Here is a 19,542-nt window from a genome sequence, read left to right on the forward strand (position 1 = left end):
AAGAAAAACGGCACCATCACAGAACCTAAAGGTGCCACTCCGCACCTATTACAAAACCTTGCCCCATGTCATAACAATCCACGGGATTCGCTGCATACAATCGGGATTTCGCCTGGCCAACAACAACATCCAATTCATGCGCCACCCATAAAAACGACACTGGCCCCTCAGCCTGACCAAGGAATCTCGATGTACCGTATTGTTGTCACCGACCTGGACGGCACACTGCTTAACCAGGAGCACGCCATTTCCGAGACCTCCCGCGCCATGTTCCGCCAACTGAGCGGCGGCATCCGCTTTATCATGGCAACCGGTCGCCCCTGGGGCGATGCCCGTTATTTTCGGGATCAACTCGATATCCCCATGTACCTGATCAGCTCCAACGGCGCTCGCGTCCACAGCCCGGAGGATGATGTGCTGGTCAGTCATGACCTGTCCCCTGACTTGCTGTCAGTGCTCTACGCACTGTCCGAGCAATTTGCTGACGACACCCTGATGAGCGTCAACCAGGAAGACCGCTGGTTTGTCATCAGGGCCTTTCCTGAGCTGGCCGAATATCACCGGGACTCCGGGTTTACCTACCAGGTCAGCACAGCGGCAGACATGCCTCGCATGGGTGTCTGTAAAGTCTTCTTTAATGCCAGAAGTCGTGAATGCCTGCTGCCCCTGGAAGCAATCATCAAGTCGCAGCTCGGTGACCGGGTCAGTATTACCTGGTCATCCCCAGGTTGTCTGGAAATCATGACGGCCGGTGTCAACAAGGGACAGGCGCTGGCCGAGCTGCTGCCGCGACTGCACGCCCGGCCTGGCGACATCATGGCATTCGGTGATGGCCTCAATGACCTGGAGATGCTTACCCTGGCCGGGCGCGGTGTGTGCATGCAGAACGCCGATCCTCTACTGAAGGCCAGACTTCCCAGCCTCGACACAACCCTTTCAAATCACGAGCATGGCGTTGCCCGCTACCTGCGTGATTACTACCTTGGCGAGCGAACAACGGCCTGATGCCTGGCCGCGATACAGCGGTATCGCGGCATTACTCTGCCCGACAGCCATCTCATAGCCTCAATGTAAAGAACTACACTTCATGCCTAGCTAACCGGTGCATTTGGTCTAAGCTGCCTTGCTCTATCAATAAGGAGGCATTCCGTGTCAGCCAAGCATTGCTCGCTCATACTCGTCTGTCTGTACTGCTTGCCGTTTATATCCCTCTGGAGCATGGCTGAGGAGCCTACGCCAAAAAACAGCGAAAACCTGCAACGCAACACCCGACTCCAGCCCTACCTGGGCACCCATAGAACCTATCCAGCCCCCCGCACCATACCCACAGAACCTGCTGGCTGCCAACTGTTACACATCAACCACCTGGGTCGGCATGGCTCCCGCCACCCTATTGAGCTGGATGATGCTCTGCCGCTGGTCAATGAATATGAAACACTGGTCGGCACCCGGCCATTGACCAAAGCCGGCAGCCAGTTACGCGTCGATATCCATCGTATGGCCGACTGGTTGCGCAACAACCCCACACGGATTGCCCAGCTGACCGAGAAAGGGGTCAATGAAGAGCTAGCACTGGGACAACGGGCCGCACGAATGCTCCGGCCTGAGACCCGCAACAGCCAACAACTCAGCATCGCGACGGGCACCAGCCAAACGGACAGGACACAACACAGCCTGAGAATGTTTCAGGAAGGGCTGAACCGGGAACTGGGTGACAACATGCACGTGATTGTCCGCCCGGTGATGCCGGCGAAGAAAATGGCTGAACTACTCACCCCGTTTTACCATTGCCCGCGCCTGGATCGTGTACTCAAGCCCCTGGCGAAATCGGCGACTGCCGAATATATCGCCAATCTCAGTCATTCGCGCCCGGAAGTCACCACCCGATTCGCTGATCAGCTAATCCCCGGCCTGTCAGACGCAAAAGCCATTCGCCTGGCCATTAACCTCTTTCAGCTGTGCCGAATCGAAAACCCTCTGGATAGGTCCTTCGGCATCTGTGACACCTTCACGGACTGGACGACGGACGATAGCTGGCTGGGACTTGTGCAGTGGCTCGGTGATGTGGCCAATCACATTTATTACTACAACATGGGGCCGGCCATCGTCATGGACGATATCCAGCCCAGCATGGGGATGCCTATCCTGCAGCATTTCCTGGATACTACGGATGCGGCTGCGCGGGATGAATCTGATGTCCGAGCCCACTTCCGCTTTGCCCACGACTCAACCCTATCCCCCCTATTGCAGAGCATTGGCATCATCAAAACCCGCGGCGCGGAGGATGAGCGCTACCTCAGCTGGAATACATCCCGTCAATTACCCATGGCCGCCAATCTCTATTGGCAACTCTATGAATGCCGTGAAGGACTCAAGGTCAGGATGTTGGTGAATGAGAAAGTAGAGCCCTTCCCCTTCCCGCCCTGCTCAAAACATGAACTCTGCGACTGGCGGGAAGTCAAACAGCACTACAAACATGCGGATTATCAAGACCGAATGGAAAAAGCCTGTTCCGTTGATGAACACAACGTGCAACCGCTCTCTTCCTCCATTCAGGAACCAGAACTCACAGCGTCAGGCAATATGATTTAGGGAATGATCAAAAATCGCAGGGAAATATCTGGAGAGGGAAGACTGAAAACCAGCCATAAAAAAAGCGGACAATCGATATTGTCCGCTTTTTTTGAAACTGGTCGGAGCGAGAGGATTCGAACCTCCGACCCCCACAACCCCATTGTGGTGCGCTACCAGGCTGCGCTACGCTCCGACGACAACAAAACAGGGCGTAGCCCTTGTCAGCTGCGGGATGCATACTACGTCACCCGCCCTGCTGATGCAAGATAGGGAAATTCCGCAAACCCTCAACAGGTAACAGGTAACGCCTCCTCTTCGATCGGCCAGATCGCCATCGTTCTATCTGGCCGTCATCGCGGATATGTTTGAGGAAGGCCCTAAAAACAGTGAACTGGCCAAGGCCTGGGCTGAAATGCCAGAAGATGCCGGCGACAAGCACAAAATCGCTGACGGTATTGACGCAGAAGCCCTCATGCCGGAAAGCCGGGATTACTACCGCTTCAATGGCTCCCTGACGACCCCGCCCTGTAGCGAAGGGATTCGCTGGCTGGTCATGAAAGAGGCCATCACAGCGTCTGAGCAGCAGATTGAAGCCTTCAAGAGTGTTCTCCACCATCCGAACAACCGGCCACTGCAGTCTGTTAACGCAAGCCCTGTACTCCAGTAGTTTTTCACGCATAACGACGTATGAATGAATACTAAAAACCGGCTAACGCCGGTTTTTAGTATTCACCGATGAAGCGCCATACTAACCGCTCTCTCAGCATGCAGGGTCGTCGTGTCATACAGAGACACGGACGTATGATACGGTTTTACCAGCAAACCGATCTCCGTACACCCAAGGATAATGACTTCAGCGCCCCGAATGGCCAGTTGGTCAATAATATCCAGATATTGCTCGCGGGATTCATCAGTCACCCGTCCCATACAAAGCTCAGAATAAATGATGTTGTGAACGATGATCTGTTCCTGCTCATGCGGCACCAGCACATCAATACCGTATCGGTTTGTGAGCCGGCCTTTGTAAAAATCCTGCGCCATGGTGAACTGCGTGCCGAGCAACCCGACTTTACTGACATTGTCGTTAACCAGTTGTTCAGCGGTGGCATCAGCAATATGAAGCAATGGAATGGAGATAGCCGCTTCAATGGCCGGGACCACCTTGTGCATGGTGTTAGTACACAAAAGCAGAAAGTCCGCCCCGCCCGCTTCCACTGACTGGGCTGCACGGGCAAGAATAACGCCTGCATCGTCCCAGCGCCCCTGCTGCTGAAGGGTTTCGATTTCCTCAAAATCCACACTGTAAAGGCAAAGCTTTGCCGAGTGCAGCCCCCCTAAAGTCTTCCGGATACCGTCATTGATCGCGCGATAATGACTGGCGGTGGATTCCCAACTCATACCACCGAGAAGACCTATGGTTTTCATCAATACATTCTGTCTTTTAGTGTTATCGCAATAGCATACCGCACGCGGCGTGCCTGGCAGCTATAAGACGCTGACAGGCTGTCTAACCATCAATCTATTGGTACAGAGCCCGCTCTACGGTTGCATCGGACGCCAGGATTGTCTTGTAATTCCAGCCTTGCTGATTCCAGTTGGAACCGTAGGTGTATTTAAACACCACATCCCCGCTGTCCAGGTTGTAGGTGATGGAGTACTCCGTGGCATAGGTAGTCATTTTGCCTCCCAGTTTATAGGCCGCCTGCTGGGGGACTTTGAACGTGGTGCCTTCTACCGCCATCATGGCATGTATGGGGGATAACGACGTTTTAAGCTGGTCCACGAAATAATTGGAAAAAACGGAGCGCTGAGTAGACTGCGTATTACCGGCTTCCAGGTTGATCGTCGAATCAAAGCCACCGGAGGCTGCAATTTCCGCTTTTTTCTCTTTCCATTGTTTCAGGTGCACGGCCTGACTGGGATTGTTGGTGACCACTCGCGCATCCTCACCCCGGTAGATTTTCAGACCCTCCTGATCATACTGCAGCAAGGCACGATCCCCTGACTTATCCGTCATGATGTAATGCCCGACCGGCGCCTCGGCAAGCGCGGGCAAAGGTACCATGCCAACCTTAAGCTGCTTGACCATCGCCAGGGCTTTTTCAACAGTATGCGCACTCCCTAACAAGTAAGCGGCCAGCTCGAGTTGTGCAAGATTATTTTTCTGTGCGTCATCCAGTGCCATGTCGCGATAGAACTGGACACTCATCTGGAAACCAGACTCATTCACACCTTCGGTCACCAGGCCAAAGCTTTCAACGGCAAGAAAATCAATATCGACCGTATACGTATCACCGGAGTCCACTCCATGCAGGTTACGGGTATCGCCGGCACGGTAGGTTTTCAGGGTAGGATGTGTGGCATCCATCCAGTCCATGGTACGGGTAATCACCGTGCCATGGTTGGATTTCCAGACCACATTGGAGCAAGCCTCAACCACAGGCGTAATGACCAGGCATGAAGCAACCGCGAAGGTAAACATCGTTCTTTTCATTGTTTTTACCGAATGTCTTGCTGCTAAAAACTTTTGAGGGTGCGTATTTCAGAGCATTTATACCCTTTTCCACACAAGGAGTCAGGCGTATCTATTTCCCAAAAGACGTTATTACAGTAAAAAGTCGTTGTTTTATCCTTTGACTGACCGGAAACCCTTTCTCCAGGAGGCATAAAAAACAGCTTGCAAGGTATTGCTTCGCTTTAGCCTAACCGGTTATTGCCCTGAAGCTGGTGACTCAACATACAACCTTTCAACCCAGATCAATTCACAGGCTCCGTCTCCCGTATCATTGCGGCTCAGGCTGCTGTTCCAATACCAGCCATCATCAGCTTTTACATTCACCAGGTAACCGGATATCTGCACAATACTGCCAGCCACAACATCTTTCAGTTGATCAGCCACATCCGCGCCAGAGGGAATCAGATGCATATTGGCGCTATTGGTTTCAATCTCCCGTCGAGGAATCAGAAACTGATCCACCCGCCAGTAATAAAAACGATTCCGCTGAGATATCCTCACCTGCTCCAGTACTGACGAGTCGGACATTGGCCCCCACCCCAGTGCCAGGTCAACCGGTGAGAGGTCGGCCTCACGGCCGGATCGATAGTCTTCCCGTGACAGCACTCGTGCACGCAAAGAAAACTCAGCAACAGGCGTCAACGCAAATCCATGAAAGGAAAATGCCTCACCATTAGGGACAGGATTCTGGTAAGGTGACTCACTCACCAATACACCCGGTCCATGCTCAACCGGCCGTCCTTGCCGCCATTGGTAAACACTAGCAACCACAATAAAAATTACACCAACCCAGCGCCACATCGCTTTTCTTCCTTATACATTGTGACAGGTTCCATCAGTTCATTTTTCGCCTGCGGTGCAATAACTTTATGCATCAGACCTTGAAGGACCACCAGTCATTGGCTTTTATAAGCTAGCGTTAAAATACTCAATTTTGTCGTTAACCAAGGCTAAAAACAGCCTAACGCGTTAGGCCGATTACCCTCGGTATGCTATGAATCCATTGTATCGATAATTATAAGCTGAAGTTTTTCAGAAGAGTGTAAGTACTCCGCATGTGCTTGATAGTTTTTTGATTGGACGAATATTTGCCGACAGATACCGCATTGCTATCTTCGTGCTTTATGGCTTTTTACATGGCAGGAAGAACGTGCCGCCTTTGTTCTGAATCGCTTACTGCATAAATTACACACAAACGGTTTATAGACTGACGGATGCTGATCGGAAATATGCCGGAGTGGGTGCTATGAGTGGGAGCAGCCGGTAAGCGACAACAGATGCGGTCTGTTGAGCAGAGCTGTCTGGTTGTCGATATGAAAGAGATCTTTGAATCATCAAAGGGCTCCTATGGTAGCCGCCGTATGTCCAGAGCCCTGCGAGCCCTTGAATGTGATATTGCCCGCCACAAAGCCACCAGACTCATGAAAGAGCATGGGTTGTTGACATAACATACCTGTGGATCCGCGAAGGCTGGTTATATCTGGCAGCGGCTGTGGATCTATACTCCCGTATGGTTGTCGGATGGGCGATGAGTTCACGTATGACAACAGATCTACCTCTCCAGACTCTGCGCATGGCCTATTGGGCCAGAAAGCCCGGAACGGGGCTGCTGCACCACTCAGACCTACGCATCCGATGACTATCATGGCTGAGCTGAAAAAGTTCGGTATGGTGTGCAGCATGATCCGAAAAGGGAACTGCTGGGATAACGCTGTCATAGAGAGATTCTTCGGTAGCCTGAAGAGAGAACGAACAGACCACACTATTTACGACTCTCGTAGAGAGGCTGAGCATGACGTTGTTAACCATATCATGTTCTACAACAACCACCGGTTGCACTCTTACCTGAACTACTGCAGCACAGTTGCGATTGAAGAAAAGAATTCGGCAAAAGCGGCTTAATCAGGTGTCCGAAATCGCTTGACCACTACATTATCACCCTTGTGACTGTATCAGTAGATTTTAAATGTATAACGCGAAAAAATCGCTTTTCCTATCTCGACGATTGCTTCATTACGCTGCTCAAATGATGCATTCGTTTGCGTAATATATATGCCCACAATAAACGGGGCATGATTCTCAGCCCAAACGATGGCAGTAATTCCCCGGGAACCTTAGCCACCCGCGCCGGAGCGGTCAGCAATTTTCCAGCCGACCGGCAACACAGAGCGCAGCAGGTTATCAGCTACCTGGTTGTCCTTCATCCACTGCGTGAGTTTTTTTTGCGCCTCGGGTGATAACGCCTTGCCAAACAGCAAGGTATTAAGCGTGGCTGTGATAGCGTTCGGGGTTGTGGTATCACGTGGATCGCCGGGGCGAGCTTCATTAAGTTCGGTTTCGAAACTATCCAGTCGGGTTGTGGTATCGCCCAGGTCACGGAGATACTGCGTTAACGCCTCTGGCCCGCCAGTCTGTTTCAAGATGATATTGGCCGCGGTATTGTCACTCGTCTGCAGGGTGGCGGCACAGGCCTGTTCAAGTGTGATGGTCTGACCCTCGCGTTTTTCCAACACCGGCGACCATATCACCAGCGATGCTTTCTCAACGAGAACCGGATGATCCAGTGTGATCCTGCCTTTGACCACATCATTCAGCAGTTTTGCGCATACAAGGGTTTTGAAGGTACTCATCAACGGGACACGTTTGTCCCCATTGTAGCTCCAGCGCTTTTGTGAGGCCGTGTCATACACTGACACGCCGACATGGGCATCCAGTGTTTTCTCCACATGGTTAATGGCCTGTTCAATGGAATCATTTGAGGCTGCCCACGCCGAAGCGCTAGTCATCAACAGCACCGCAAGTATGCAAATGTTCAAAACGGGAAAACGGCTATTCAATGTCATACGGCTTAAGAAAATCCAGGGGAAATTAACGGCACTTCCTTTTTCCTGCAACTGCAGGCATTAAAAACCGTGCATCAAGGTAATACAGTCTATGACAATCATTGGCTGCCCCGTGATATTGAGGAACATCACACTTATCAGACGATAAGCATTGGTATGACATACTCACAACAGACAACACCGGCCACGCCTGCACGATCACTCAGCTCACATGCAACGCCATACCGGTGATAACGATATACCGCAGTAACTTGCCCACGGTAACCAACAGGACAAACCAACGCAGGCGAATCCGCAGAATCCCCGCCATCACAGTCAACGGATCACCAATCACCGGCACCCAGGCAAACAGCAACGAGGCAATACCGTATTGGGTGAAGCGTTGCTCCGCCCGCAGGAACTCCTCGTCTGACATCTTCAGCCATTTCTGGATCACCCCTTTGCAGGCCCAGTAACCCAGCGCATAGTTAGTCAGCGACCCCAGCACATTGCCTACCGTGGCCACGGTGACCAGCGCGACGGGCGAGAGGCCGCCCAACAGCAACGCACCCAACACCAGCTCTGAGCCGAGGGGTAAAATCGTCGCGGCAAGAAAGGCAGCGATAAACAGACCGAAATAACCAAATTGTGCAAAATATTCCATAGAAGCTGCAATTGCCTGGCGTGCATCACGCGCACCGTAAAATCATCCTGTATACAACGAGAAAGTATTGGCGGGAAGTCTCGGATGGCAATTAATGCACTGTTGATACTTCTTGCATCAACAGTCTCTGGGTGTTGTTTGCAACAAGCAGGAAGTGCTGTCACAGAATCGAATAAATAAGATTGGATGCTCAGACAGGATAAATCTGGCGGTTACTGGGGATATCAAGAACCTTTGTTAATTTGTGCTGACATATGCGCATCAATCACATCAAGCGCCACACTGGTACGATGCACCCCGACTCCACGCTTTTCAGGATCCGGCAGTGTCATGATTGAGCCGATCAGTTGTCCCTTGATCGCCAGCCCGGCTTTCTTCGTGCCACTGGGCGATACAGGATCCCCTTTTATCCGGATATTTTGAATACTGCCTTTTGCCTGGTTCACTCTGGCCTCACCCAGTTTGTTCAATGTCCCCCTGGACAACCCGGCAGGATTGATGGTGATGACACCGCCCAAACGCTCAGGCGCATGCCGTCCCTGCACTGCCGTGTAGGCAAATTCCGCCAGCCCGCCTCCCAGTGAGTGGCCTGAAGCGCTGACAACCGAGTCTGATAAAGGCGGGTGACTTAACAGGAGATCAAACACCGCAGCAGCACTTCGGTACATGGGCGAAGCCATGCCCAACCATTGGGTGATATCGGTTTTAATGGTGCTGCTACGGCCCGTTTCACTTTTTGACCCAGGTTCTGTGCCCGCAAAAATAACCACGACAGCCTCACCTTTGCGTACAACCATGGCTTTCGCATTGTCTGGCGCATGAATCAGTCCCGTGGCTTCATCGTAGCGCATTTGCAACTCAACCGGGAGCTCTTCCTTTTTCAACAACGTACAACCGTCAGGTAGACAAATCTCTTTAAAATCGGGGTCAAACCCCTGATAAGCGGCATCACACAGCATGATGAAGTTGGCGATATTTTCCTGCTTGGCTTTATCCAGCGCCAGAAAATCCGCCAGGCCTCTTGTCTCTGTTACCGGAGAATGTTGAACACGCTTTCTACCACCAGCGTCCGCTGCCCTGACAACAATATCGCCCCTTTGCCTGATGAACTTTTTGTTCAAAGCAACAGCTTTTTTGACATTGTTCTCCAAATGTTTTTCTGACGTAGATTCAGACCGGCTTAACCCCTGCATTCTCCCATCAGTAAAGACTTCCCGCTTCAACCGTTTCTCAAACCGATCCAGATCAGGGGATTCGTTCGCACCACTCAGGATTCGACTGACAACATGCTTTGTATTGTTCAACAGCCTTAACCGGGCAGCCCTCACCTTTTGTTGCGCCACTTTCCTGACACTCAGCGTTTTCTGTGGCACAGGGCTACTGTTTTCAGTATCGGCCTCGTTGGCCAGCTGAACCATAGGCTTGCCATCCGCTTCCGATATGCTGACCCCGTTGCGGCTTGCCTTACTTTCATTCGGAATAACGACAGGATCTATTCCACCCTTTGGAAATATCGGCCCGTTACCCTCAACTTTCCCAGTCATTTTTCAGCAAACTCAAGCTCCTTTTGACCTTTAAATTTTAGCAGGCAGGTGGTTATACCCTTTTGATAGAACGTTAAGTAAACAGAATAAACTCTGAATAAAAATGCACATCAGACATCATCAGCCCTGGGAAAATGCGGCGACTGATGCGCTGATCCACCCCAGCGCCAGCAGGCCGCAGCATTCCAGCCATCTGCTACAGCGTTTCCAGAAAACGCTGACTGATTACCGTGGACACATGCTGGAACACTTCACTCACCCGTGCAGGATCCTGAAGGTAGTCCTTTATGTCATATCCAAGGGTATTCTGTGCATTCAACGGGGTAATATCGGCATACTGCTGCCAGAGAATCTGGCCTTCGCTGTCAGTCAGCACCCCCTTCACGCCCAAGAGAGGATAGAGGGTATGACTGAAACCTTGCGTCTGGCCCAGGCCATAGAGCCGGATCTCAAAACGGAATACGCCTGTATTAGCCGCCTCGCGTTCCGCCAACGTGAAAGCACCGCTGGCCTGTAGTTGTTGCCGGAAAGCCTTGGTGAAAATCACGCCAATGTCACTGGCTTTCATCGTGTTTTCGATCAGGACGCGGTCGGCCTGCCCCGCCTGACCCACAACGGCTCCGGCCAACCCACCCAGGGCAAACTCGGCAGACTCAGCAGGCCCGCTATAAAACACATCGGGCGTCACGGTGACCTCGGGCGAGATCACCACCTGCGCCACCGACTGTCTGGCAGTATCGCTGAGGGGGATGGTTTTTACATTGGAGCAGCCGGTTAGCAGTAGAGTAAAAAAGGTCAGGGCTAACATCGCCTGTTTTAAACCAGTCATATCCTATTATCCATGGTTGGCGTAGACAGAAACTGCACGAGGAGATTTGCAGTGGAAATACATTGGCAGAAGGTGCATCATACCATGCGTTGAAAATCCCTGCGAAACCAGCAATTAAGACATATCGTCGATAATTTCAACGGTGACGAAAATAAGGTTCGATCTTTAGTTATTTTTTCTCTTAGACAGTATTTCTACAACCTGCTTTTCTAAGTGCCATCAACGCCAAAGTTTGAGCTAAACAATCAGATTTGCATAGTAACACTTCAGCGTTTTTAGCACGTCCGCTGTTAGGAACTATATGTACAGCAATCCCAGCTTTTGTTTACCTTCAGAAAATGCTGATAGCGAAAGAGTTCAGGAATATCTATCAGTATTAACGAAAATCATTTAAATGAGATCGTTGACACCATCGTTGAGAACGCTAAAAAGAAAAGGATAACCAGAAATCAAATACGCAGGAGACATCAATGCGTAAGCCCTAAAATATAACCTATAATAATGATACTCAATTTTTTGACGTAAAAACTCGGCAGGGAAACATAATGAGTTTTGGGAAAATAAAAAAACCAAGCTTCAAAAAAACGCCTACTCTACCGGATTCAAATACAAAGCTTACCGCTTTACAAGCAAAAAAAGCCAACGCTTTTATTCATAAAGTAAGCATAATCTGGCATGAAAAAATAAAACCCTTCTTTCTAGTGATGTCTAGCCTTGGGTGGACACCTCAAAAAACAATTAAAGAGAGAATGACAAATCAGGCAACACCCACGACTACCCACACTCCCCCTAAAAAAACAAACTCAACCAGCCATAAAAATGACTCTCAACATACCGAACCAGAAAATCCGGATAACGGAGAAAAGCACAGTGATACAGTGAAAAAAAATGGGGCTACAACTTGCAAAACGTCAAAACCCGAAGCCAAGAAACCATCTGATATGACAGATCAAATGACACGTTCAAGAAAACTGTTCATTAATGAGTTACAAACAGAAGTTAAATCAGGAAAAACTCCTCATGAAACAGCTAAAAAACTAGCCAAACTATGCCCATTATGTGAAGTCGGATCGCAATCAGAATTAGTTACCTTCCTGGAAGATATGATAAAAATAAGGCCAGATGTCTTATGCATTGCACTCAGAGAAGGTTGCACGATAGATTTTTACCCTTTGGATAATGATAAAAAAGATAACATCTGTCATAACTTCTCATTTGACTCTTTAGATAGCACAAAAGACAGTAATTTTGAAACTATTTCCAAAAGACTCAACTTACCGAAAATCATATCCAAAGAAATGAAAAAATTGCGTGGCATTAGAAAATTAAAAACAAGTGACTCGTTTAAAATAGTAGATTTCAAGTCTATCCAAGGGAATCAGTATCAGCTATATAACGGGAGTGACTCTGAAGTTGCAAAAGTAACTCTTTATGGAATGGCTCATAGCTCAAGAGTGGTAGATGGCCAAAAATTTCATAAATTCAACGGAATCTCTGCATTATTTTCAGTGCCGGCACACGAGGATCTAAGTGATCAAATAGACAAAACGGATATTTTAGTTCAAGTAAAAAGGTTACACCTTCCAACTAAAAGAAGCCTCTCTTTTCAAAGAACATTAATGCAGGAAGGGGGCGCTTAAAACCTTGTGTCTATGTGAGCGGCAGGCAAATACCCTATGAATAACACCAACCGCTTACAGTTTACCACGACCATTAGCATTAGGACAATGCTTGCAATGAATCCTTTGCTATTACCTACACTGTAAATTCTCTGGTTTAAGTGGATATGAGATCAACCAAAATCACTTAAAAGAACTGTCACCATCCCCTAAAAATGTCGTGGACGACTTCAATCGTGAGGCTCTGACACTTTCAATTTGCCTGCTCATCGAATAATCCGAGTACATGAAAGACGAATCAGATTGCTGGAATCCCGGACAAAATGCATATGCATCGCTGGCTGAAGCGTGAATCACCACGACAATAATGACTGATTGCATGTCGGACGGCGACGTTAATATCCGACTTAGTTCACCCCTGCCTTTGGCAAGAAAGTGCACATTGACGGATTCACAACCACAGCTCGCTCTCAGTGAATGTATAGGTCGCAGGCTTCTGAGCCGATTACACAGCCCTGAAATACAGCGTTGTCTCAGTGAAACGAAGCCATAAGCGCCAAAACTTCTACTTGATTTGAAAGAAAGGGCAACATTCCATCTCAGGATCATAGGATATGAGGAAGTAGATACTGGATAAGTCATCGGAACAGGGCGGCTCACAATCCTGCAGATAGTCGGATACGGTATCTTTATCTAACAGGGGCTCATCGGTAAAAATGACCAGGGCATAGCCCGCCGGATAAGGCCCGCCTTCACTTGTGCCACCAAGCGCTAAGGCTTTCGCGTGTAATTTATCCACATCTTCTTGACTAGATGCAGCCAATGCGACCATTACACCGTTGCCAACAGTCGCTTCGCTTTCATCAAATGGTTTTGTCACAGTAAATAAAGGCTTCCCTCCGCCGAAGCTCCACGCACTCAATCGATCTGCATCAAATGCCCTTGCAGCACCCATTTCATTAAAAATAATATCGCAAAATGATGAAGCTCTTTCTAAATCATTTGTTCCAATAGTGATATAACCTATCATATCTTTCCTATTTTCTGATGCTCGTTAAACACATAATGCTATGATGTGGGGCACGGCAAGATCATGAAAGCCCTTGCCCTGCAAGGACTTCTGAGGCATCTCCCCGCCGAATCCTGCAATCATCTTCACCCATAGTCACATCAAGCTTCCAGTGCAGTTTATTCTCTATAAACCAGTGCTCCCTAGTCGCTTGTCCCAACTTCTGGTCGTGCTTTAAAGCTGTTGATGACGAGTCACGTTCAGCAAAATCCGTACTGTTATGCTCATTCTTATCAGGACTCATCAACAAGTCTGAATCAGCACCCTATATTTGCATAGGCGAATTTGCCCGCCCCCTTATTATTAATTTCCAAAGACGCTACCGCCCGAAGGTGTGGCCCGATTGGTTAGCGACTGGCGGAGCATGGTCCTCACTAGCTCGTTACTGCACGCCTGTACAATAAAACCACGCCATCTAATCATACTTTGCAGGCTTCAGCCATGTTGCCGGTCAACACGGAGTGGCAGCGCCATAAGTTGCCTTTGTCGCTTAGTTCCCACCACGCGGTTTAGGGATAAAATAAAAACCTTCACAGTCTATTTTTCACGCCTGACCAGGTTTGAACGACTACAGATCAGGTAAAATTTCGTAGGGTGAAAACTAACATCCGCATCAGGATAATTGGCTCCATCAGCGTTCCACACCTCTGACCCTTTCCGCCATAACTCTATGGCATTCGCAACTTCCATCCCCCATCGCCCTTGATCATTTTTTTGAAACACTCCTCAGCTATAACTCCCTCTGGCAGGCAAATATCAAAGATTTTAAGCGTTCAGGAAGCTATTGAGATGGTAGAAAGACTCACTACAGGCGGTATGGGTCAGCCAGAATCAGTCTCCGATCACTATGGCCGACAACCTTTATCACCTATGCCAGATCCGGATCAAGGAACAGATGCTGCCGGTCATCAAGTTCGAAACTCCTTCAAAATACCGTACTGCTGACTTACGATAGCAGCCGTGGTCCAGGAGTTATAAGCATGAAGCCAGTACAACATCAGGATGCGCCCATGAAGAAATACCAGGTCTTTTTTTCGGTGCCATCTGAACGAGGCATACAGTCATTCACATCCAGAATCTTCAAGGCAGAGACCGAAGAACAGGCAGAAGAATTGTTCCTGCAACAAACCGGAAGACCGAAGGACTGCATTCAGAAGGTCAAGATGATATCCGCTGCATAAACGGTCAATCGAATTTCCTGTAGTGACACCTGTAGGGGCCAGTAACGCGTTTAATTACCGGTTTCTACAGTGACCTGCTATGCCCTTTACCAGTCGATAGATGTCATAGATCGGTAATCAGCAAGCCATCATTCTCCGTTCCTCTGTCGGAGATCGCAGACGAGCTGATGGTGAAGATTCTGAACCAGGTCAGATAAGTTGGAATGAAAGGCTAACCGGAAGGATTGCGAAGATGCCTGATCGCATCAGAAATTATCTGAGCCAATAACGAATATAAAAGCCCAGTAGAAAGCGCCGCCTGTAACCATTGTACAGGTAGTCATCATGAAAACGCTTGATGGAAACATATAGACAAAAAACCCCGCCATACGCGAGGTTTAGAGATATTTTGGACATTACTGAACGACTATTTGGTCGGAGCGAGAGGATTCGAACCTCCGACCCCCACAACCCCATTGTGGTGCGCTACCAGGCTGCGCTACGCTCCGACACATCCGCGAGGCTTGCCCTCACGACGGGTGCGAATCATACCCAAACCACCGTCCCGAGGCAACCTCGATTCGCACACTCCCTGCCGGTTTTCCTGCCTATTCTTCCGGTAGCTGATCAGCCTGCGAGGCCTGCGTTTCGGTGATGGCGTCCAGTGCGCCCTGCCAGAGTTCCATACGCGCAGAAATCGCCTGACGCGCCATCACCAGTGCCCGGGCCATGCCTTCCTCGGTACCCTGGGTTAGCAGTTGCAGGATCGCTTCTGCCGCCGGGCCGTGCTCGTCGCCATCCAGCTCAATATGGCGCTCCAGGTACCACATCATGCCCGGGATGCTGGCCGGTTCAATGCCCCACTGCGCCAGCAGCGCGGAGAACATCTCTGGAATGGCATCCTCTCGCCCGAACAGGAAATAACTGGCCACATCTGCGCTGCTGCCCTCAATGGCCACGGTCAGGGTATCACTCACGAAAGCCCGCACATGGGCCGGTATGCCGTTGGCGTGAATGGCAGTCTGCCAGGGTACGCCGTTGTGCAGGGCGTCGTGGAACGCCTCGAACACGGAGGTATCCGCGCCGATCTCGCGCATGGCCTCCAGGTACATGGTGAGATGGCTGGCCGGGTGGCCGTGGCGGTCTTTGTCGGTTTCCTCGCAGAGGATGATCTCGTTGATAAACCGTGCCGCGTTGGCATCCACCGGTGTGCGCCAGGGCAGCGCCATGCCGGTCAGGTCATGCTGCAGGCGTTTGGCCAGGGACATGAAATCCCACACGGCAAACACGTGGGTTTCCATGAAGCTTGCCAGCTTCGTCCGGGTATCAATCGTTTCGTACAACGAATGGGAAAACAGCCGTTGCCGATAGTGTGCCAGTTCCTTGTCAAACATGTTGCGTCCGTCCCTGTTGGCCCCAGTGGTTGTGCACTGCGGTTACTATCGACAGCTTCCCTGACTCCCATGACCGGCAGTTCCGGCCAATTTTTTTACATGTTTTTTATCAACGAGTTAGCATACTGAACGTTGCCACCCCTCCGTTTTTTCTGTCACCAATGGCGATATCGAACGTCAATGCTTTGCAGATGACAAAAAACCGAATAGGCCGTCATTCCTACCCGGCTCTGGTCATTGAGAGAGTTAATGCAGGAAACGGAGATGTTCATTTAGCAGCCAGTTAACAACCTCCAATTTCCAACAAAAACGTGCAGCGATGACATTGTTCATCACGCAGTACAGTACAAACCATCGATAGCATAAAGCAGCTCGTTAAGACTATGCCCAAAGCGACTCAGGATGCTGGAAAAAGCAGGTGAAAAAAAATAGCGATAGGCGCCAAAGCATCTATCGCTATTCTCTCAATGAAAACCAAACCGGTCAGTAACGACCGTCAAGCATGGTTTTAAAAATCGTAACGTATCTTGGCCTGCAGGCTATCTGACTTAAACCCGGATGCCCAACGATGCTCATAGTTAACAGACAGACTCAGATGATCATCCATCCAGTAATCCACACCGAGGCCAGCCATATAAGAGGTTTGCTCAGGGTCTACACCGATGGAACGCAGGGTCAGCGACTGATTAAATACTTCTGCGGTCAAGGTGGAGTCCACGGTATCCCCCGCAAAATCGTGGTACACCATGAAGCTCGCTTCCGGCAGCAGGATGCCACCCTCCACATCGAACAGGTGACTCAAACGCACCCCTGCACCCAGCTCCTGAACCGTGAAGTCATCAGACTTAACCTGAACCGGTGATGAGCCATCACTGAACGTCTGGGTATAAGAATCCGTTTGCAGCAGGCTGTATTCCAGGCTGACCCGAGGCTCTACCAGGGTATCGTTGTTATTGAACCAGAGCTCTTTACCGCCCGTTACCAGCAGTCCATATTGCTTGCTGTCGTAGTCGGCACTTCCTTTGACACTGCCGGTGTAGCTGGTGCTATCGGTATTGTTTAGACCAACATTCAGCACAGAGTCCACAAACCAGTCACCCTGCTGCCAGTTGCTGTAGAGACTGAGCTGGTAACTTTCGATATCGCTGCTGGACGAAGAATTCTTAACATTCACATCCGCTGAGGCGTAGCTGAAGGAACTGCCCACCGTGTAAGCGTCATTCAGGTCGACATCCCCGCCCAGGCTGAAGCCGGTCAAACGACTCTTGTAGCCGTTGTAGCTGACACCCTTGCTGGTCTGACGGCCCTGATCCGCTTCTGACGCGATAGCCTTGAGCCAGATGCCGCCTTCCTCAACCAGGTCACCTGCTGCAACCCCCGAACGACCACCGTTCCGCAGGCTGGCCAGGTGGGCAAGTATATTACTGAACACTTCCCCCTGCATCTGTTCCGTGGCAGCCACTACAGCGGCCAGCGCGCTGGTATCGGTATTCGGATACTGCTGTTTCAGGTAATCCACCAGCCCATCAACATCGGAAATCGACAGCAGTTTTTCATTATCAATAAAGTCTGCCGCGTTTTCCTGGCTCATGCTGGTGAGATAGCTTTCCAAAAAGCCCGCAACCAGTGTGACGGTCGCATCATTGGTGTTATCCCCTACCACACCACTCAGGTCGGTTGTGGACACGGTGACATCAATATTCGGGCCATCGCTGGCCCCGGCATCCACCGCTGTATAGAGAATCGAAGAAGACGCTATCGTCGGCGTACCACTGATGCCGCCAACAGCACTCAGCACCCGGTATTGCTCGGTGTCGCCATAGGCAAAATCGCCGCGATAGTCGGGTGTTACCAGGACAGAAGAGCCATCAGAGAAAGTCGCTTTGGGAGTTGTGACCGTGACCAGTTCGGATGCATTTTCATCCCCCTTTCTAATAACCTGGGACGAAAGCGATAGTCTTGCAGTTGGACTTTGGTTCTGAAGGTTATTTTCAGACCCCAAAGTTACAGCCAACGTACCCTGCTGGTTCAAATCAATTTCATAGGATACATTACCGCCAGCACCAATCTTTAAACGACCGGTATCAGTAATAGTCAGCGCACTTGTAGTCGCATCTGCAATAAACGCATTGTAATCAGCCTCCGAATAATTTACGTATTCTACTCCGTTGTAATTGCTGTAATAAGGCTGAACACCGACAATATTACCTGTTAACTCTGCACTTCCTGTCACCTGCATTGTTAAGGCGGCTTCAATATCACCATTCACCTGGCCACCAGCAAAAATGAAGGTATTACCGGTATCCCTAAATTCTAAATCTCCGTTTATAGTACCGGTATTGATGAATGTATGCCCTCCTCCCTGAATTCTTACAGCTCCATCACCATCATTATCATCCGCAAGAGATGTCACGGTGCCACTATTAGTAACCGTACCAATGGTGCCTCCATCACTAGTCCGAATATAAAGTCCGTGCTCGGTCTGAGAAACAAGCGTCCCGGAATTTAATACATCTCCGATTGTGCCTGCCTCAGCAAAGACGTACAACGCATCTTGTATAGCGTTTATTGTTCCGGTATTAGTCACAGAACCAACCTGACCACCTTCAGCACCATTACCCGCCTCGGTATTAACGTGCAGACCCCAGTAGCCAGACTGAATATTACCACTATTAGTGACAGAACCGACTGAGCTATTTTCTCTTGCAAATATAACCACGGCATCATCGTCATTACCGCTCTGTATAGAGCCGGTGTTGACCACACTTTCAACGCTACTCGTACCATAGAGACCGACAAATATGCCTCGGGAATCTGAGGACTGAATAGTACTGCGATTTTCAATAGCACCTGCCTGACCACTGCCACCGAGCGTTACATCAATCCCGTTATCCTCAATTTTGATCTCACCTTCGTTGATGATATTTCCAATAATGCCTGTTGCGTGCTGAGAAAAGTCACCTATTACAATCCCATCACCTGTAGAATTAATAGAGCCTGTATTCAGAATATTCCCAATATTGGGCTGACCATCTGCAAATGGATTTGTAGCATCAACATTAAGACCGGGACCACCACTCGAATCATCGATAGCCCCTTCAATCGTCACATTGCCAACACGTCCATTGCCGTCGTTATCCGGTGTTGCACTGACAGTGACCGCTGCACAGGTTTCACCCTGATCGGTAGTGATGACAACATCACCGCCTTCCGAAGCAGGGCTTCCCGAACATTGAGCTGCAGATGCATTAGAAACAGACAGAGAAGTAACAGCGGCGATAGCGAGGCTCAGTAAAGAGCGATTAAAACCTTTCTTTACAGTCATAATACGCACTTCTTTCTTTTTATTGAC

16 protein-coding genes, 2 tRNA genes and 3 pseudogenes are annotated in these 19,542 nt (G+C 49.8%); 8 read left to right on the plus strand and 13 right to left on the minus strand.

Features of this window, described 5'->3' with window-relative positions; translation table 11 throughout:
- Positions 1 to 189 precede the first annotated feature (189 nt).
- Together KHS78_RS00160 and KHS78_RS00165 are read left to right on the plus strand one after the other, a co-directional pair.
- Entirely contained in the window at positions 190 to 1,005 is an 816-nt protein-coding gene (locus KHS78_RS00160) for a Cof-type HAD-IIB family hydrolase (RefSeq protein ID WP_211824054.1), read from the plus strand.
- 144 nt (positions 1,006 to 1,149) lie between these two features.
- Positions 1,150 to 2,592 carry a histidine phosphatase family protein gene (locus tag KHS78_RS00165; RefSeq protein ID WP_211824055.1) on the plus strand — a complete coding sequence of 481 codons (1,443 nt, stop codon included), beginning with the start codon at positions 1,150 to 1,152 and terminating at the stop codon, positions 2,590 to 2,592.
- A 98-nt stretch (positions 2,593 to 2,690) separates the two neighbouring features.
- Here the strand turns inward: KHS78_RS00165 and KHS78_RS00170 are convergent.
- A tRNA-Pro gene (locus KHS78_RS00170) sits at positions 2,691 to 2,767 on the minus strand.
- A gap of 141 nt (positions 2,768 to 2,908) precedes the next feature.
- On the opposite strand from KHS78_RS00170, the pseudogene KHS78_RS00175 reads away from it, so the two are divergent.
- A pseudogene (locus KHS78_RS00175) lies at positions 2,909 to 3,241 on the plus strand (carbonic anhydrase family protein); the annotation flags it as partial.
- 62 nt (positions 3,242 to 3,303) lie between these two features.
- Here the strand turns inward: KHS78_RS00175 and KHS78_RS00180 are convergent.
- The 3 genes from KHS78_RS00180 to KHS78_RS00190 all read right to left on the minus strand — a co-directional run bounded on the left by KHS78_RS00180 (position 3,304) and on the right by KHS78_RS00190 (position 5,890).
- Positions 3,304 to 3,999: an aspartate/glutamate racemase family protein gene (locus KHS78_RS00180; protein ID WP_211824057.1), complete on the minus strand. Its 696-nt coding sequence runs from the start codon at positions 3,997 to 3,999 to the stop codon at positions 3,304 to 3,306.
- Positions 4,000 to 4,093: 94 nt separating this feature from the next.
- Complete coding sequence (locus KHS78_RS00185) at positions 4,094 to 5,068, minus strand: linear amide C-N hydrolase (protein ID WP_211824058.1); 975 nt, start codon at positions 5,066 to 5,068, stop codon at positions 4,094 to 4,096.
- Between the two features lie 216 nt (positions 5,069 to 5,284).
- Positions 5,285 to 5,890 carry a hypothetical protein gene (locus tag KHS78_RS00190; protein ID WP_211824059.1) on the minus strand — a complete coding sequence of 202 codons (606 nt, stop codon included), beginning with the start codon at positions 5,888 to 5,890 and terminating at the stop codon, positions 5,285 to 5,287.
- A gap of 449 nt (positions 5,891 to 6,339) precedes the next feature.
- Between KHS78_RS00190 and KHS78_RS22385 the strand changes: the two genes are divergently transcribed.
- From KHS78_RS22385 to KHS78_RS00205, 3 genes are read left to right on the plus strand one after another with little or no spacing between them, the layout of a single operon-like run.
- Entirely contained in the window at positions 6,340 to 6,537 is a 198-nt protein-coding gene (locus tag KHS78_RS22385) for an IS3 family transposase (protein WP_211824060.1), read from the plus strand.
- A 32-nt stretch (positions 6,538 to 6,569) separates the two neighbouring features.
- Entirely contained in the window at positions 6,570 to 6,728 is a 159-nt protein-coding gene (locus KHS78_RS22615) for a DDE-type integrase/transposase/recombinase (RefSeq protein WP_425513950.1), read from the plus strand.
- Positions 6,729 to 6,733: 5 nt separating this feature from the next.
- Positions 6,734 to 6,991: an integrase core domain-containing protein gene (locus tag KHS78_RS00205; protein ID WP_211824061.1), complete on the plus strand. Its 258-nt coding sequence runs from the start codon at positions 6,734 to 6,736 to the stop codon at positions 6,989 to 6,991.
- A 50-nt stretch (positions 6,992 to 7,041) separates the two neighbouring features.
- Here the strand turns inward: KHS78_RS00205 and bla are convergent.
- From bla to KHS78_RS00225, 4 genes and pseudogenes are all read right to left on the minus strand, one after another.
- A pseudogene (gene bla / locus KHS78_RS00210) lies at positions 7,042 to 7,932 on the minus strand (class A beta-lactamase).
- A 202-nt stretch (positions 7,933 to 8,134) separates the two neighbouring features.
- Positions 8,135 to 8,575, minus strand: coding sequence for a YqaA family protein (locus tag KHS78_RS00215; protein ID WP_211824063.1), 441 nt, complete (start codon positions 8,573 to 8,575; stop codon positions 8,135 to 8,137).
- Between the two features lie 224 nt (positions 8,576 to 8,799).
- Positions 8,800 to 10,119, minus strand: a complete 1,320-nt coding sequence (locus KHS78_RS00220) for a Tle-like phospholipase domain-containing protein (RefSeq protein WP_211824065.1) — start codon at positions 10,117 to 10,119, stop codon at positions 8,800 to 8,802.
- Between the two features lie 196 nt (positions 10,120 to 10,315).
- Entirely contained in the window at positions 10,316 to 10,948 is a 633-nt protein-coding gene (locus KHS78_RS00225) for a hypothetical protein (protein WP_211824067.1), read from the minus strand.
- A 545-nt stretch (positions 10,949 to 11,493) separates the two neighbouring features.
- Here KHS78_RS00225 and KHS78_RS00230 point away from each other — a divergent pair.
- Positions 11,494 to 12,588 carry a hypothetical protein gene (locus KHS78_RS00230; protein ID WP_211824069.1) on the plus strand — a complete coding sequence of 365 codons (1,095 nt, stop codon included), beginning with the start codon at positions 11,494 to 11,496 and terminating at the stop codon, positions 12,586 to 12,588.
- Positions 12,589 to 13,132: 544 nt separating this feature from the next.
- Here KHS78_RS00230 and KHS78_RS00235 read toward each other — a convergent pair.
- Both KHS78_RS00235 and KHS78_RS22200 read right to left on the minus strand, forming a co-directional pair.
- Complete coding sequence (locus KHS78_RS00235) at positions 13,133 to 13,597, minus strand: VOC family protein (RefSeq protein ID WP_211824071.1); 465 nt, start codon at positions 13,595 to 13,597, stop codon at positions 13,133 to 13,135.
- Positions 13,598 to 13,673: 76 nt separating this feature from the next.
- Positions 13,674 to 13,802 (minus strand): annotated as a pseudogene (locus KHS78_RS22200) (ISAs1 family transposase); the annotation flags it as partial.
- Between the two features lie 814 nt (positions 13,803 to 14,616).
- Here KHS78_RS22200 and KHS78_RS00245 point away from each other — a divergent pair.
- Positions 14,617 to 14,817: a hypothetical protein gene (locus tag KHS78_RS00245; protein ID WP_211824074.1), complete on the plus strand. Its 201-nt coding sequence runs from the start codon at positions 14,617 to 14,619 to the stop codon at positions 14,815 to 14,817.
- A gap of 411 nt (positions 14,818 to 15,228) precedes the next feature.
- Here KHS78_RS00245 and KHS78_RS00250 read toward each other — a convergent pair.
- The 3 genes from KHS78_RS00250 to KHS78_RS00260 form a co-directional block, all read right to left on the minus strand.
- Positions 15,229 to 15,305 (minus strand) — tRNA-Pro (locus KHS78_RS00250).
- Positions 15,306 to 15,404: 99 nt separating this feature from the next.
- The gene (locus KHS78_RS00255) at positions 15,405 to 16,190 is read right to left on the minus strand and encodes a DUF3050 domain-containing protein (protein WP_211824076.1); all 786 of its coding nucleotides are present in this window, start codon (positions 16,188 to 16,190) and stop codon (positions 15,405 to 15,407) included.
- 508 nt (positions 16,191 to 16,698) lie between these two features.
- Positions 16,699 to 19,515 carry an autotransporter family protein gene (locus KHS78_RS00260; RefSeq protein ID WP_211824078.1) on the minus strand — a complete coding sequence of 939 codons (2,817 nt, stop codon included), beginning with the start codon at positions 19,513 to 19,515 and terminating at the stop codon, positions 16,699 to 16,701.
- Between the last annotated feature and the right edge of the window lie 27 nt (positions 19,516 to 19,542).

Source organism: Kistimonas asteriae, from assembly GCF_018263925.1.
Classification (GTDB): domain Bacteria; phylum Pseudomonadota; class Gammaproteobacteria; order Pseudomonadales; family Endozoicomonadaceae; genus Kistimonas; species Kistimonas asteriae.